This is a genomic window from Streptomyces sp. NBC_00704 (assembly GCF_036226605.1).
Taxonomy (GTDB): Bacteria; Actinomycetota; Actinomycetes; order Streptomycetales; family Streptomycetaceae; genus Streptomyces.
On record NZ_CP109000.1, the window covers coordinates 1,829,785 to 1,844,390 of the forward strand.

Annotated in this window: 13 protein-coding genes; 8 read left to right on the forward strand and 5 right to left on the reverse strand. The window is 73.0% G+C overall.

From position 1 onward, the window contains the following. The first annotated feature begins 232 nt into the window (after positions 1-232). The 3 genes from OG802_RS08120 (at position 233) to OG802_RS08130 (ending at position 4,065) form a co-directional block, all read left to right on the forward strand. Complete coding sequence (locus OG802_RS08120) at positions 233-1,648, forward strand: family 2B encapsulin nanocompartment shell protein (protein WP_329408575.1); 1,416 nt, start codon at positions 233-235, stop codon at positions 1,646-1,648. Positions 1,649-1,833: 185 nt separating this feature from the next. Further along, entirely contained in the window at positions 1,834-3,174 is a 1,341-nt protein-coding gene (locus tag OG802_RS08125) for a family 2 encapsulin nanocompartment cargo protein terpene cyclase (RefSeq protein ID WP_329408576.1), read from the forward strand. Between the two features lie 15 nt (positions 3,175-3,189). Beyond that, entirely contained in the window at positions 3,190-4,065 is an 876-nt protein-coding gene (locus tag OG802_RS08130) for a geranyl diphosphate 2-C-methyltransferase (RefSeq protein ID WP_329408577.1), read from the forward strand. A gap of 24 nt (positions 4,066-4,089) precedes the next feature. Here OG802_RS08130 and OG802_RS08135 read toward each other — a convergent pair whose 3' ends face one another. Next, positions 4,090-4,698, reverse strand: a complete 609-nt coding sequence (locus OG802_RS08135) for a DUF1349 domain-containing protein (RefSeq protein WP_329408579.1) — start codon at positions 4,696-4,698, stop codon at positions 4,090-4,092. Positions 4,699-4,747: 49 nt separating this feature from the next. After that, positions 4,748-6,277 (reverse strand): aldehyde dehydrogenase (NADP(+)), encoded by a 1,530-nt coding sequence (locus OG802_RS08140; protein WP_329408580.1) that lies wholly within the window; start codon positions 6,275-6,277, stop codon positions 4,748-4,750. Between the two features lie 123 nt (positions 6,278-6,400). Between OG802_RS08140 and OG802_RS08145 the strand changes: the two genes are divergently transcribed. The 5 genes from OG802_RS08145 to OG802_RS08165 all read left to right on the forward strand — a co-directional run bounded on the left by OG802_RS08145 (position 6,401) and on the right by OG802_RS08165 (position 10,862). After that, positions 6,401-7,174 (forward strand): IclR family transcriptional regulator, encoded by a 774-nt coding sequence (locus OG802_RS08145; protein WP_329408582.1) that lies wholly within the window; start codon positions 6,401-6,403, stop codon positions 7,172-7,174. A gap of 36 nt (positions 7,175-7,210) precedes the next feature. Then, on the forward strand, positions 7,211-7,681 hold the full coding sequence (locus OG802_RS08150; protein WP_329408584.1) for a GNAT family N-acetyltransferase: 471 nt from the start codon (positions 7,211-7,213) through the stop codon (positions 7,679-7,681). A gap of 80 nt (positions 7,682-7,761) precedes the next feature. Next, a complete protein-coding gene (locus OG802_RS08155; protein WP_329408586.1) occupies positions 7,762-9,219 on the forward strand; it encodes a penicillin-binding transpeptidase domain-containing protein in 1,458 nt (485 codons plus the stop codon). 210 nt (positions 9,220-9,429) lie between these two features. Beyond that, positions 9,430-9,999 (forward strand): SigE family RNA polymerase sigma factor, encoded by a 570-nt coding sequence (locus OG802_RS08160; protein WP_329408587.1) that lies wholly within the window; start codon positions 9,430-9,432, stop codon positions 9,997-9,999. Next, positions 9,996-10,862, forward strand: a complete 867-nt coding sequence (locus OG802_RS08165) for a hypothetical protein (protein ID WP_329408588.1) — start codon at positions 9,996-9,998, stop codon at positions 10,860-10,862. The genes OG802_RS08160 and OG802_RS08165 overlap by 4 nt, the downstream gene beginning before the upstream one ends. 41 nt (positions 10,863-10,903) lie before the next feature. Here OG802_RS08165 and OG802_RS08170 read toward each other — a convergent pair whose 3' ends face one another. From OG802_RS08170 to OG802_RS08180, 3 genes are all read right to left on the reverse strand, one after another. Beyond that, positions 10,904-11,701, reverse strand: coding sequence for an HAD family acid phosphatase (locus tag OG802_RS08170; protein WP_329408590.1), 798 nt, complete (start codon positions 11,699-11,701; stop codon positions 10,904-10,906). 208 nt (positions 11,702-11,909) lie between these two features. Further along, positions 11,910-13,040, reverse strand: a complete 1,131-nt coding sequence (locus OG802_RS08175; RefSeq protein ID WP_329408592.1) for a pectinesterase family protein — start codon at positions 13,038-13,040, stop codon at positions 11,910-11,912. A 155-nt stretch (positions 13,041-13,195) separates the two neighbouring features. Further along, positions 13,196-14,524: a pectate lyase family protein gene (locus OG802_RS08180; RefSeq protein WP_443055200.1), complete on the reverse strand. Its 1,329-nt coding sequence runs from the start codon at positions 14,522-14,524 to the stop codon at positions 13,196-13,198. Positions 14,525-14,606 lie beyond the last annotated feature (82 nt).

Consider the following 14,606-nt stretch of genomic DNA (forward strand, 5'->3'; position numbering starts at 1 on the left):
GGGTGCGGTGGGGCGGCGACGACGTCCGGTGGGCGGATAAACCGCATTCGACCGATTGTCACCGCTTCGGGGTAAGCATCCCGTCTCCCCGGTGGTCGCGGCCCCTCCAGCGGCTAGCTTGCTCCAGGCGGACGGATTCCCGTGATCCCTCCCCGTCGCCTCTCCTCCCTGTCTCCCGGTCGGCGCGCCCGTGTGCGCCGGACGATCCGCCGCGCAAGGAGCATGCCCGCCGATGTCCGTCGACAGCATCCCGGAAGCCCCGACCCCGCCCGCCGCCCCGCAGCAGTCCCTGAGCACCGCCGCCGCCCGCAACCTCGCCTCGGTCACCAAGTCCGCCCCGCAGATGCAGGAGATCACCTCCCGCTGGCTGCTGCGGACGCTGCCCTGGGTCGAGGCCGGGGGCGGCGCCTACCGGGTCAACCGGCGGCTGCGTCACACCCTCGGCGACGGGCGCGTCGAGTTCGTCCAGGAGGGCGGCACGGTCCGGGTGATCCCCCGTGAGCTGGGCGAACTCGCCCTGCTGCGCGGGTTCGACGACATGGACGTCCTCACCGCCCTCGCCGAGCGCTGCACCCAGCGCGACTTCACGACGGGCGACGTCCTCGTCGAGCGCGGCAGCCCCGCGGACCGGATCCACCTCATCGCGCACGGCCGGGTCAGCCGGACCTCGGCGGGCACGTACGGCTCGGAGGTGGCCGTCGCGGTCCTCGCGGGCGGCGACCACTTCGGCGAGCACGCGCTGTCGGATCCGGACGCCCGCCACGACAGCACGGTCACCGCCGAGACCTGCGGCACCCTTCTCACCCTGTCCCGCGCCGACTTCGCCGCCGTCCAGGCCCGCGCGCCCCACCTGCGGGCCCATGTCGACGGCTTCGGCTGCCGGGTGCGGCGGCGGCAGAACAAGCACGGCGAGGCCGAGATCGCCCTGTCGGCCGGTCATACGGGCGAGGCCGACCTGCCGGGCACCTTCGTCGACTACGAGCTGAAGCCCCGCGAGTACGAACTCTCCGTCGCGCAGACCGTGCTGAGGATCCACACCCGGGTCGCCGACCTCTACAACGGTCCGATGGACCAGAGCGGGGAGCAGCTGCGGCTCACGGTCGAGGCGCTGCGCGAGCGCCAGGAGCACGAGCTGATCAACAACCGCGAGTTCGGGCTGCTGCACAACGCCGACTTCAAGCAGCGCATCCAGCCGCGCCTCGGACCGCCGACCCCGGACGACATGGACGACCTGCTCTGCCGGCGGCGCGGCACGAGGATGTTCCTCGCGCACCCGCGGACCATCGCCGCCATCGGGCGCGGCTTCAGCGCCTGCGGTCTCTACCCCGAACACGTCGACCTCGACGGGCAGACGGTGCCCGCCTGGCGCGGGGTGCCCATCCTGCCCTGCAACAAGATCCCGATCAGCCCGGAGCAGACCAGTTCCGTCATCGCGATGCGCACCGGCGAGGAGAGCCAGGGCGTCATCGGCCTGCGGCAGACCGGGCTGGCGGACGAGTACGAACCCGGGCTCTCCGTGCGGTTCATGGGCGTCAACGCCCAGGCCGTCAGCTCCTACCTGGTCAGCGCCTACTACTCCGCCGCGGTGCTGCTGCCCGACGCCCTCGGCGTGCTGGAGAACGTGCAGATCGCCCCCAGACCGCGCTGACGTCCCGGCCCGCCTCCCGGTCGGCCGCCGGGGCCGTGCCGACGGTCCCGTCCACTGCGACGGCGGCGTCCGCCGCGGGTCCGAGGCCGACCGCCGGTCCGCCGCGGATCCACGCCCGACACGCCCCTCCCCCGCACGACGGGTGCACGACGGTGCACCCGTCCCAGCGCAGCAAGGAGCCGCCGATGCCCGTGCCCGGGCCCCTCGGACCACCCCCCGCAGAGCGGGGGCCGACGCCGCCGACACCCGTGCCGGACGCCCCCGCGCCGGCGGCCGCCGTCCCCGTGGACGCGCCGGCCGCCGCCGGCTTCCTCGCGGCACTGCACCCGCCGGTCGCCCTGCCGGGCCCGACGCCGCAGCCGGCGGCGCCGGCGGAGCCCGCGCCCGTGGTGCGTGACGCGCCGGACGCGGCCCCGGCGGGCCGGCCCGCGCTCCGGGAGATCCTGCGCGGGCCCACCGGACTCGGCACGGCCTCGCTCGACCTGGCCGGCCGGCACCGGTCCCGGCTCCCGGACCCGGTGTCCCCCGCGGCCGCCCCGTCCGCCGAGAGGCGGGCCGTGCCTGGCCTCTACCACCATCGCGTCCCGGAACCGGACCCGGCGCGCGTCGAGGAGGTCAGCCGGCGCATCAAGCGCTGGGCCGAGGACGAGGTCCGGCTCTATCCCGAGGAGTGGGAGGGACAGTTCGACGGCTTCTCCGTCGGCCGCTACATGGTCGGCTGCCATCCCGACGCCCCGACGGTCGACCACCTGATGCTCGCCACGCGGCTCATGGTCGCGGAGAACGCGGTGGACGACTGCTACTGCGAGGACCACGGCGGGTCACCCGTCGGCCTCGGCGGACGGCTGCTGCTGGCGCACACCGCGCTCGACCACCTCCACACCACCGCGCCGTACGCGTCGGCGTGGCAGGAGTCCCTCGGGTCGGACGCCCCGCGCCGGGCCTACCGCAGCGCGATGGACCACTTCACGGAGGCGGCCAGCGCCTCCCAGGCGGACCGCTACCGGCACGACATGGCCCGGCTGCACCTGGGCTACCTCGCCGAGGCCGCCTGGGCGCAGACCGGTCACGTGCCGGAGGTGTGGGAGTACCTGGCCATGCGCCAGTTCAACAACTTCCGTCCCTGTCCCACGATCACGGACACCGTCGGCGGCTACGAACTGCCCGCGGATCTGCACGCCCGGCCGGGCATGCAGCGGGTCATCGCCCTCGCCGGCAACGCGACCACCGTCGTCAACGACCTCTACTCGTACACCAAGGAGCTCGACAGCCCGGGCCACCACCTCAACCTGCCCGTGGTGCTCGCGGAACGCGAGCGGCTCCCGGAGCGCGACGCCTATCTGCGGGCCGTCGAGATCCACAACGAGCTACAGCACGCGTTCGAGGCCGCCGCGGCCGACCTCGCGGCGGCCTGCCCCCTGCCCCCGGTGCTGCGCTTCCTCAGGGGCGTGGCCGCGTGGGTCGACGGCAACCACGACTGGCACCGCACCAACACCTACCGCTACAGCCTGCCCGACTTCTGGTAAGGAACGGACCTCTCTGTGACCACTGAAACGACCTCCACCCCCACCGCGCGCATCCCGGCCCCGGCGACCGCGTACCAGGAGGCCATCGCCCGCTACTGGAACAACGAGGCACGGCCGGTCAACCTGCGCCTCGGTGACGTGGACGGGCTCTACCACCACCACTACGGCATCGGGGCCGTGGACCACGCCGCGCTCGGCGACCCGGCGCACAGCGAGTACGAGAAGAAGCTCGTCGCCGAGCTGCACCGGCTGGAGTCGGCCCAGGCGGAGTTCCTCATGGACCACCTCGGGCCCGTCGGTCCGGGCGACACGCTCGTCGACGCCGGGTGCGGGCGCGGCGGGTCCATGGTGATGGCCCACCGCCGCTTCGGCTGCCGGGTCGAGGGGGTCACCCTGTCGGCGACCCAGGCCGACTTCGGCAACCGGCGCGCGGGCGAGCTGCGCATCGACGACCACGTCCGCTCGCGTGTGTGCAACATGCTCGACACGCCCTTCGACAAGGGCAGCGTCACGGCGTCGTGGAACAACGAGTCGACCATGTACGTCGATCTGCACGACCTGTTCGCCGAGCACTCCCGCTTCCTGAAGGTGGGCGGGCGGTACGTCACGATCACCGGCTGCTGGAACCCCCGCTACGGGCAGCCGTCGAAGTGGGTCTCCCGGATCAACGCCCACTTCGAGTGCAACATCCACTCCCGGCGTGAGTATCTGCGGGCCATGGCCGACAACCGGCTGGTGCCGCACACGATCGTCGACCTCACCGCGGACACCCTGCCCTACTGGGAGCTGCGGGCCACGTCCTCGCTGGTCACCGGCATCGAGGAGGCGTTCATCGAGTCGTACCGGGACGGCTCGTTCCAGTACGTCCTGATCGCGGCCGACCGCGTGTGAGCCCGGCCCCGCGCGGGCCGCGGCTCAGCCGCCGTCCCTGAGGTCGTCCGGCCAGTCGGGCCGGAACTCCAGGTGGTCGAAGGTCACGACGCACCCGTCGCCGGTGGGCGACTGCGTCATGAAGCCGACCAGGGCCGCGCCGGTCTCCTTCTCCCCGCCCAGCGTGAACAGCCGGACGAAGGTCCACCGCCTGCCGTCCCGGGAGGCGTGGAAGGCGAAGGCGCGGCCGGTCCGGCTCACCCGGAGCCAGACGGAACTGCCCTGCACGGTGAAGGAGTTGGCGTCGTCGGAGTGCCCCCGGGTGACCACCGTGCAGACGGTGGCCACATCCGGGGAGTACTCCAGGCACAGCTTGGCCCAGGCCCGTTCGCCGACCTGGACGTACAACGCGCCCGCGTCGAAGGCCCGGTCGAACCCCACGGTGACCCGGGCGATCAGCTGGAAGTCGCCCTCCGGCGCGCCCAGCAGCCGGGGAGCGTCGGCGGCGGGCTCCACCCCGTCGCCGGTGGGCGGCACGAACCGGTCCTGCCGGGCCCCGGCCCACCCGGTGAGCACCCCGTCCTCGTGGGACCAGTGCCCGTCGGGTCCGTAGGTGCGCAGCGGGAAGGGCAGTTCGGGAAGCGAGACGTCCATGACCCGATTATCGGGGCGCGGCCGCCGGCGCGGGGAGAGCAGGCGGGCGTCACCGCTCCAGACGGCCGTTGAACCTCCGGGGAAGTCCCAGCTCGTTCTCGTCGCGCAGCTCCACGGGCAGCAGCGCGGCGGGGGTGTTCTGGTAGGCGACGGGGCGCAGCCAGCGCTCGATCGCCGTGCCGCCCACCGAGGTGGAGGTCGACGTCGTGGCCGGGTAGGGCCCGCCGTGGTGCTGAGCCGGTGCGACGGCGACGCCCGTGGGCCAGCCGTTCACGAGGACGCGCCCGGCGAGCGGCGTCAGCTCGGCGAGGATCTCCCCGCCGCGTCCCTCGCCCGCGGCCTCGTCCTCGGAGAGCTGGACGGTCGCCGTGAGGTTGCCCGGCAGCCGCGACAGTACGGCCCTGACCTCGCTCTCGTCCTCGTAGCGGGCCACGACGGTGACCGGTCCGAAGCACTCCTCCAGGAGGAGGTCGTGCTCGCCCTCGGCGGCGAGCCGGGCGGCGGGCACGGTCAGGAAGCCCGCGCTGACGGTGTGCTCCCCGCCCGCGCCGGGCGTCACCGGCGAGTCCACGTCCGCCAGTTCCGCGCGCTCGGCGACCCCGGCGATGAAGTTGTCCCGCATCCGGTGGTCGAGCAGCACGCCCGCGTCGGTGTCGCTCACCGCGTCCGTCAGCGACTTGACCAGTCCGTCGCCGGCCGCGCCGGAGGGCACCAGCACCAGGCCGGGCTTGACGCAGAACTGGCCGACGCCCATCGTCATCGACCCGGCGAGGCCGGCGCCGATGGCCCCGGCGCGCTCGGCGGCGGCCGCCTCGGTCACCACGACGGGGTTCAGCGAGCCCAGCTCACCGTGGAAGGGGATCGGCACGGGCCGGGCCGCCGCCGCGTCGAACAGGGCGCGTCCGCCGCGGATCGAGCCGGTGAACCCGGCCGCGGCGACCAGCGGGTGCCGGATCAGCTCGACGCCGGCCTCGAAGCCGTGGACCAGGCCCAGCACGTCCGCGGGGATGCCGTGCTCGGCGGCGGCGTTGCGCACCACCTTGGCGACCAGCTCGGACAGGCCCGGGTGGTCGGGGTGGGACTTGACGACCACCGGGTTGCCGGCCGCGAGCGCGCTCGCGGTGTCGCCGCCCGCGACGGAGAAGGCGAAGGGGAAGTTCGACGCGGAGTAGACGGCGACCACGCCGAGCGGCACCTTGTAGCGGCGCAGGTCGGGGATGGGCGGGGTGGCGGTGTCGTCGGGGTGGTCGACGACGATGTCGAGGAAGGCGCCCTCGTCGACGATGTCCGCGAACGCGCGCAGCTGGAAGCAGGTGCGGGCCAGTTCGCCGGTCAGGCGGACCGGGCCGAGCGCGGTCTCCGCGTCGGCCACCTCGACGAGGGTGTCCCTGGCCGCCTGGAGCCGGTCGGCGGCGGAGCGCAGGAAGGCGGCGCGGACGGTACGGTCCGCGAGGGAGCCGCGCGCTTCACGGGCGGCACGGACGACGGCGTCGACCTCCTGGGCCGTGGCCTCCACCGCAACCTGTTCACGCTGCTTCCCGGTTCGGGGGTCGACACTCCAGACTGGTGCTGCTGCCACCGCGGGTCCCTCCACGTTTGGTACTGGCTCACCCATCAGGGCCGTTCGATATACTGAACGCTGTCTCTGATGATGAATATGCTGTCGGAGCGTATTTCCCGTCGAACGAAGGGGTCAAGGGCGATGTCGGCTGTCGAGACGGGGGGCGGAGCGCAGGTCAAGTCCGCGGTGCGGACGGTTGAGCTGCTGGAATACTTCGCCGGCCGCCCCGGAATGCACTCCCTCGCGTCGGTCCAGGAGGCCGTCGGGTACCCCAAGTCGAGCCTCTACATGCTGCTGCGCACCCTGGTGGATCTGGGCTGGGTGGAGACGGACGCGACGGGCACGCGCTACGGCATCGGAGTGCGCGCGCTGCTCGTCGGCACCTCCTACATCGACGGCGACGAGGTGGTCGCGGCCGCCCGCCCGACCCTGGACCGGCTCTCGGACGACACCACCGAGACCATCCACCTGGCCCGGCTCGACGGGACCAACGTCGTCTACCTCGCCACCCGCCAGTCGCAGCACTATCTGCGCCCCTTCACCCGGGTCGGCCGCCGGCTGCCCGCGCACTCCACCTCGCTCGGCAAGGCGCTGCTGAGCACCTACTCCGACGAGCAGGTCCGCAAGATGCTGCCGGAGTCGCTGCCCGCGCTCACCGAGCACACCATCACGGACCGCGAGAAGCTCATCGAGGAGCTGCACCAGATCCGCGAGCAGGGCTTCTCGGTGGACCGCGAGGAGAACACGCTGGGGCTGCGCTGCTTCGGCGTGGCCATCCCGTACCGCACGCCGGCCAGGGACGCGATCAGCTGCTCGGTGCCGGTGGCGCGGCTCACGCCCGCCCACGAGCAGATGGTCAAGGACGCGCTGTTCGACGCGCGCGACCGCCTCACGCTGGCCACCCGGCGGCTGTGAGACCGGGGCCCGGACAGGGGGACGTAGGCTCGGGGCATGCCGATCGCCCTGCGCCGGGTCCACGACAGCGATCTGCCGGTGTTCTTCCGGCAGATGAACGACCCCGAGTCCCTCGTGATGGCCGCCTTCACCCCGAAGGACCCGGCCGACCGGGACGCCTTCGACGCCCACTGGCGGCGCGTGCGCGCCTCGTCCGACGTGCCGCGCACGATCCTCGCCGACGGTGACGTCGTCGGCAGCGCGGCGGTCTACGGGCCGCCCGGCGAACGCGAGGTGACCTACTGGGTGGACCGGGCGTACTGGGGCCGGGGCATCGCCACCCAGGCCCTGTCGGCCCTGCTCGCCGAGGTCCCGGAGCGCCCGCTGTTCGCGCGGGCGGCGGCCGACAACGCCGGTTCGCTGCGCGTCCTGGAGAAGTGCGGATTCCGGCCCACCGCCCGGGCCGTCGGCTTCGCGAACGCGCGCGGCCGGGACACCGAGGAGATCGTGCTGCGGCTGGAGAGCTGAGCCCGCCCCGGATGAGGAGTCGATGAGAACCCCGGCCGGACGGGAACGATCTGCTCCGTTCCGTTCGTCTTCTGATCGCAATGAACAAGACGATCAGGCGCGCGTCGGTCTTCGCGCTGCTGCTGGTGTTCGCCCTGCTGCTCCGGGCGACCTGGGTGCAGTTCTACGAAGGCCGGGCGCTCGCGGACGACAAGGGCAACCGGCGCAACGCGATCGAGACGTACGCGGAGCCGCTCGGGAACATCGTGGTGGCCGGAAAGGCGGTCACCGGCTCGGCGGCCACCTCGGGCGGCGACCTCAGGTACAAGCGCACGTACACGGACGGCGGGCTGTACGCGGCGGTCACCGGGTACGCCTCGCAGGCCTATGCGCCGACCCAGCTGGAGGGGATCTACGCCGACGTCCTCAACGGCACGGACACCCGGCTGAAGACGGTGCTGGACACGGTCACGAACCAGCGCGCCGATCCGGGTGACGTGATCACGACCATCGACCCCCGGGTGCAGAAGGCGGGGTACGACGCCCTCGGCGGCAAGAAGGGCGCGGCCGTGGCCATCGACCCGAAGACGGGGCAGATCCTCGCCGTCGTGTCGACGCCGTCGTACGACCCCTCGTCGCTGACCGACGCGGGCACCGCCGGGCCGGCCTGGAAGAAGCTGACGTCGGACCCCGACAAGCCTCTCGTCAACCGGGCCCTGCGGCAGCCGCTGGCCCCGGGCTCCACGTTCAAGCTGGTGGTGGCCGCGGCCGCGCTGGAGGACGGCCTGTACACGTCGGTCGACGTGAAGACCGACAGCGAGGACCCGTACACGCTGCCGGGCACACGGACGCCCCTGAAGAACGAGAACGCCTCCGCGCCCTGCACGGACGCCACGATCCGGGTCGCGTTGCAGTACTCCTGCAACAACGTCTTCGCGCACATGGCGGTCCAGCTCGGCCAGGACAAGCTGAAGGCGATGGCCGACCGGTTCGGTTTCGACGACGACAGCCTGGACGTCCCGGTGCGGGCGTACGCGAGCGTGTACCCGTCCGGCATGGACGAGTCGTCCACGGCGCTGACCGGCATCGGGCAGTTCGACGTGACGGCGACCCCGCTCCAGATGGCCATGGTGTCGGCCGCGATCGCCGACGACGGCGAGCTGGTCTCGCCGCACATGGTCGCGCAGGTCACCGACGGCGGCGGGAACGTGCTGAAGGACTACGACGACGACGCGTCGCGCACGCGGATCGTCAGCTCCGCCACCGCGGAGCAACTGCGGTCGGCGATGCGGACGGTCGTCGAGAAGGGCACGGGCACGAACGCGCTCATCGACGGCGTCACCGTCGGCGGCAAGACGGGCACGGCTCAGAACGGCGAGAACAACAGCAAGGCCCCCTACGCCTGGTTCACCTCGTACGGCACGTCCGACTCCTCGGGCGAGCAGGTCGCCGTGGCGGTCGTGGTCGAGCAGTCGGACGCCGCGCGCTCCGAGGTCAGCGGCAACGGGCTGGCCGCGCCCGTCGCGAAGGCCATGATGCGGGCGGCGCTGAGGAAGTAGCGCGCTCCCCCGTTGAACCGGTTCCGGGTTCCCGCCGTGTCACGGAATCGGGGTCCGAAGGCGTTCGATCAGCCACATGACGTTCGAACCCCCGTACCAGAGCGGCCCGTGGAGCACTGCTACGCTTCCCGGTCTCGCCCCGTCCACCTCCTCGGGGCATCCCCATGTCATTCACATGACGCGCACAGGCACACCGAGAAGAGGTCACCCGTGGGCACAGTCGTCGACGACGCCGCCTCGGTGGAGTTCCACGCCTTCTTCGACCGCCACTACGCCGAACTGTCGCGCCTGGCCCACCTCCTGACCGGGGAGGCCGACGCGGCCGACGACCTGGCGGCGGACGCGCTCCTCGCGCTGTGGCACCGCTGGGACCGGGTGCGGGCGGCCGACCATCCGGTGGCCTACGCCCGCGGCGTCGTCGCCAACCTCGCCCGCACCCGCATCCGCAGCGCGGTGCGCGAGCGGCGCAGGGTCGCGCTGTTCTGGTCGCAACGGGAGGAGAGGACGGAGAACCCGGACGTCGCCGGCGTCGTGGACGTGCAGTCGGCGCTGCGTGGACTCCCGTTCCGCAAACGGGCCTGTGTGGTGCTGCGGCACGCCTTCGACCTCTCGGAGAAGGACACGGCGCTCGCCCTCGGGGTCTCGGTCGGTACGGTGAAGAGCCAGACCTCCAAGGGGATGGCCGAGCTGCAGAAGCTGCTCGGCGGCAAGGGAAGAGCGCTCAAGGTGCCCGCCATGGTGCGCACCGGTGAGGCCTCGGCCTCGGGAAGGGACCGATGACGATGCAGCGGGACGTGCACGACGAGCTGCGCGCCCGGTTGCACGGAGCGGTCGAGGCGCACGAGCCCGACCGGGCGCGCATCCTGGCCCGGGTCGAGCGCGGCATGGCGGGATCCGGGGAGAGGCAGCGGTCGGACCACCGGGCGACCCGGCCGCCCCTGTGGAGCTGGACCCGGATCGTGGGCGCCACCGCCGCCGTCGCGGGCATGCTCGCGGCCGGCGGGTACGCGGTGGCGTCCGCCGTGCGGAGCGAGCCCCCGGCGCGGGAGACGGTGGCCGTCTCCCCGCCGCCGTCGGGCTCCCCCGACGCCACGAGCCGTCCGCCCGCCTCGCCGAGCGCCACGCCGAGCGCCGGGGGCGGCACGCACCACCCGGCCGGGCCGGGCGCCACGCCGTCGAGGAGCGCCCCGGCGACGCCCTCCGCCCCCGCGGCCACGCTGCTGCCGGCGACCGACGACGAGAGCGACGGCCCGCTGTGGTCGGACGGCTCGGTCGACCCGCACAGCAACGACTTCTGGGCGCAGAGCAACGTCACGCTGAAGACGTCCGAGCGGCTCACGCGCCTGACGGTGCAGCTGAAGGTGGCGCAGACCGGCGGCGTCTCCCCGGCGGGCGCCTGGCGTTCGCTGCCGGAGGACGACTTCACGTTCACGGCGGCCGAGCGGGACGGGTTCCTCGTCTACACCTGGGTGCTCAAGGACGGCCGGACGGTTCCCGAGGGCGAGTGGGTGTTCGCCGGGCAGTACGACCACGCCCGCGGCGGCCGGGACGCGAGGAAGGACGCCTACGTGGTCGCGGGCCGGGGGGACGGCGGGCAGACCTCCGTGGGCGGCGACTTCGCCCGCCACGAAGACCGCGACTGAGCGAGCCGTGCGGGGGACCGGACGGCCCCCCGCACACCGCCTCAGCCGACGAAGTACGTCGGGTTCGGCAGCTTGTACCCGCGGTCGGCGTGGCCGCCGTCGAGGTCGGAGTACTGGTCGCCGAAGTTGGCGATGATGTCGTACCCGAGGTCGTCCTCGATGTGCTTGCGGGTGCCGGCCTTGTACTGGACGGTGGTGCAGGTCCAGGTGCCCGGGGTGGCGCAGGCGCTCAGGTAGGACGGCGGCGCGGCCGCGTTCTTGAGGAACATGTGGCCGGCGTCCAGGTTGACGTCGGCGCCGACCTTCTTCAGGTTCTCGACGGCGGCGGCGCGCTGCGCCTCGTTGAGGCCCGAGTTGTAGAAGACCTCGACGCCCTTCTTCTCCGCGTACCGCACCAGCTCGGGGCTGCCGAAGACGGCCGGGCGGTCGGCCTTGTTCACGTAGGCCGCCCAACTGGCGGAGTTGTAGGTGTAGTTGTACCTCTTCTCGTAGTCGAGGCTGAGCAGCAGCGTGTCGTCGATGTCGAAGACGACCGCGGGCCGGTGGTGCCCCCGGACCGCCTTGCGGGCGGCCTGGTCGATGTACTTCCGCGCGGCCTTGTCGATGCTCGCGAGGTCCTTGGCGTACGGGCTCGCCGGCGACGCCTGGTACACGCCGTCGGCGTCCGCCGCGGTGCCGTAGTAGGTGTCGATGTCCTTCACCAGGAGCCCGATGTTGTAGGGCTCGTGCGTGGAGTCGGCCGTGGACTGGTGGGCCGTGGCCGCACCGGCGCCGTACAGGGCGGCGCCGGCGACGGCGCAGGCCGCGGCCGCGGCCGCGATGCGAAGTGGCTTATGCATGACAGGCTTTCTACGCGCGTCACACGGGTGAGCGCGAGACCCGCCGGGCAAAAAACGGGTCAAGCGCCCCGCCGGGCCCGGTCCACGGCCGCTCCGACGGACGCCGGCCCGGCGCTGGGAACGCCGGCCGCGGGCAGGTCCCCGCAGCGCCCGGACGGCCGGTCAGGGGCCCGCCGGGCCCGCGAGAGGGGTGCGTCGGCGCGGCGTCTCAGCACTCCCCCCGCCAGGGCTCCCAGTCGCCGAGGTAGGCCGCGCGGGTGGCCGACCGGGCCTGCTCCGGGCGGAGTTGGGGGCGGTTCCCGGGGACGGTGATCCGCGCTCCGGGCCCGCTGTTGCGGTACTCGGCGAACCGCTGGCTCTGCCAGGGGAAGGAGTCCGACATGTTCGCGTAGGGCGCGACCGCGTCGATGCCGGCGTCCAGGCGGGTGTCGCGCACGACGAGACCCGGGCGGGCGGTGGTGTCGGAGCTGGGCACCCAGGGCCGGGCCAGCTTGTAGGACGCGTCCGGCGCCTCGCTGTCGATCCGGCCGCGGACGACGAGGTACCCGAGCGGGTTGGCGCCGGCCGTCGAGGGGGCGAAGACGTAGCCGTAGGGGGCGGCCGTCAGGTCGGTGCGGTTCAGGGTGCGGAAGCGGCAGCGCTCGTAGACGGCCGTGGCCCGGCCGAAGACGAAGTCGACGTCTCCCTCGGCGTAGCAGTCCGCGTAGTACTGGCGGGCGAACGCGGTCAGGGCGAGGGAGTCGGCGTACAGGGTGTCCTGGTGGCCGAGGAAGCGGCAGTGGTGGAAGGCGGAGCGGTCGCCCTGGACCTTGACGGCGACGGCCTGGGTGCCGGTGACGCCGGGGTGGTCGGCGCGCAGCCAGTCGTTGGCGAAGGTGATCCAGCGGGCGGTGAAGCCGGCGGCCTGGAGGGTCGTGGTGGCCGATCCGGTGGTGCCGTAGGTGCCGCCGCCGGGCTTGGGGGTGCCGGCCGCGGTGTCGTGGACGATCACGACGTCGCGCGGGTCCTCGGAGGCGCCGATCCAGGTGGCGTCCGTGCGGGCGGCGTCGAGGACGACCCTCTCCCGGTAGACGCCGGGCGCGAGGACGAGGGTCCAGCCGCTGCCGGCGGCGGCCGCGACGGCGTCCGCGACCGAGGTGTGGTCGCCCCGGCCGCGCGGGTCGACGTACAGGGTGCGGGGGGTGCGCCGGGCGGCCGGGGAGCCGTGACGGCCGAACGGGCGCGAGCCGCCGGCGGCGCGCGCGGGGGACGCGGCGAGGCCGAGCGCGGCGGCCGTGCCGGCGCCGGCGGCGAGGAATCCCCTTCTGGACAGGGGGAGTCGGGGGTGGGGCGAGGGCATGCGGGTGCTCCTTCGCGGTACGGCGGTGCGCTGCTGCGGGAAAGGTGCGGGGAGAGTGCGGGAAGGGTGCGGGAGAGTCGCCGGGCGGTCGGTGCGCGGCGGGGCGCGGGTGGGGAGCGGCCGGGGCGGCGGGCGCCGCCCCGGCCGTCACGCGGTCAGCCGAGGCGGCCGGCGCCCGCGCCGCAGTCGACGATCCGGGGCACCGCCCTCGCCGGGTCGACCGCGGTGCGCAGGGTGGGCGTCCACCCGGCGCCGGACGGGAGGGCCTCGGCCGGGATCTCGGCGTTGTGCACGGCGATCAGGTCGGTCCTGACGCCGTTGACGTAGTTGTCGGCGGCGGTCAGCGGCGAGACGTTCCACCGCTTGAGCACCTTGGCCGCGCTGACGCCCTTCGGGAGCGTGAACGCGTTGTGCTCGGCGACGAGCTGGGACTCCTTGCCGATGCCGAAGCTGTAGGAGTAGTCGCCGGCGGCGACGAAGTGGTTGTTGTAGGAGTCGACCTGCCCGAAGCGGACGCGGGGGGCGCGCTCGACGAGTCCGGAGAACAGGTTGTGGTGGAAGGTCGTCCTCAGGTGGCCGCGGTCGCCCGCGGCGGTCGACTCGCTGTCGCTGTTGCCGATGAGGATGGTCTTGTCGTGCTCGCCGAAGACGTTCCAGGAGGCGGTGACGAGGTCGGCGCCGCGCACGATGTCCAGTTCGCCGTCGTGCTGCTGGTAGAGCATGCCGAAGTAGGAGGGCGCGGCGCTGTCCGGGTGCGAGCCGTCGGAGAACGTGTTGTGGTCCAGCCACACATGGGTGGAGCCGTAGACGACGGCGGTGTCGTACTCGGAGTTCCAGTTGCCCTTGTCGCCGTCGGTCGGGTCCCACTGCGGGAAGCAGTCGATGGGGGACTCGAAGGACAGGTTGCGCACGATCACGTTGTCGACGGCCTTGATCTGGAGGCTGACGCCCTTGAAGCCGGCGTTGCGGCCGACGCCGACGATGGTGGTGTTGGCGGGGACGTTCGCCTTGATGGCCTGGTCCTGGGCGGCGGCGGAGGCGCGTCGCAGCCCCTCCGGGCTGTCGTCGGGCTCGGCGCTCAGGTCGGTGTCCAGGCCCCAGACCTCGGGCGAGTACTTCGCGAGGTAGGCGTCGAAGTCGTAGCCGGGGGCGGCGAAGGCGTCGCATCCCTCGGCGACGGCGTCGATGACGCCCTTCACCTTCACGATCTTGGGCGCGGAGCCCCCGGCGGCGAGGGCGGCCTTGAACTCGGCCCAGGTGGTGACGGTGTAGACGTGGGCGGCGTCGGCGGCCGACCCGCCCGTGGTGCCGGTCCCCTGGGCGGCCCAGCCGTCGTTCGCGGGCAGGACCTGCCGGCCGAGGTCGCGGGACGGGGAGCGGTGGGACTGCGTCTGGGCGGAGGCCGCCGCGGTGACGGACAGCACCAGCGCGGTGCATCCCACCAGGGTTCCTATGACGCGAGCATGACATGACTGGGTACGCACTGTGCGGGTCTCCTCTGAGGAAAGGCGGTGCGGCGGAAATGCCGGTGCGGCGGATGCGGTGGAACAGGAGGCGCGGTCGGAC

Excerpts from the sequence above, each read along its gene's own strand:
- OG802_RS08135 (WP_329408579.1), bottom strand. The coding sequence starts at position 4,698 with ATGGACGTCTCGCTTCCCGAACTGCCCTTCCCGCTGCGCACCTACGGA.
- OG802_RS08120 (WP_329408575.1), top strand. The coding sequence starts at position 233 with ATGTCCGTCGACAGCATCCCGGAAGCCCCGACCCCGCCCGCCGCCCCG.
- OG802_RS08170 (WP_329408590.1), bottom strand. The coding sequence starts at position 11,701 with ATGCATAAGCCACTTCGCATCGCGGCCGCGGCCGCGGCCTGCGCCGTC.
- OG802_RS08145 (WP_329408582.1), top strand. The coding sequence starts at position 6,401 with ATGTCGGCTGTCGAGACGGGGGGCGGAGCGCAGGTCAAGTCCGCGGTG.
- OG802_RS08165 (WP_329408588.1), top strand. The coding sequence starts at position 9,996 with ATGACGATGCAGCGGGACGTGCACGACGAGCTGCGCGCCCGGTTGCAC.
- OG802_RS08175 (WP_329408592.1), bottom strand. The coding sequence starts at position 13,040 with ATGCCCTCGCCCCACCCCCGACTCCCCCTGTCCAGAAGGGGATTCCTC.
- OG802_RS08125 (WP_329408576.1), top strand. The coding sequence starts at position 1,834 with ATGCCCGTGCCCGGGCCCCTCGGACCACCCCCCGCAGAGCGGGGGCCG.
- OG802_RS08155 (WP_329408586.1), top strand. The coding sequence starts at position 7,762 with ATGAACAAGACGATCAGGCGCGCGTCGGTCTTCGCGCTGCTGCTGGTG.
- OG802_RS08150 (WP_329408584.1), top strand. The coding sequence starts at position 7,211 with ATGCCGATCGCCCTGCGCCGGGTCCACGACAGCGATCTGCCGGTGTTC.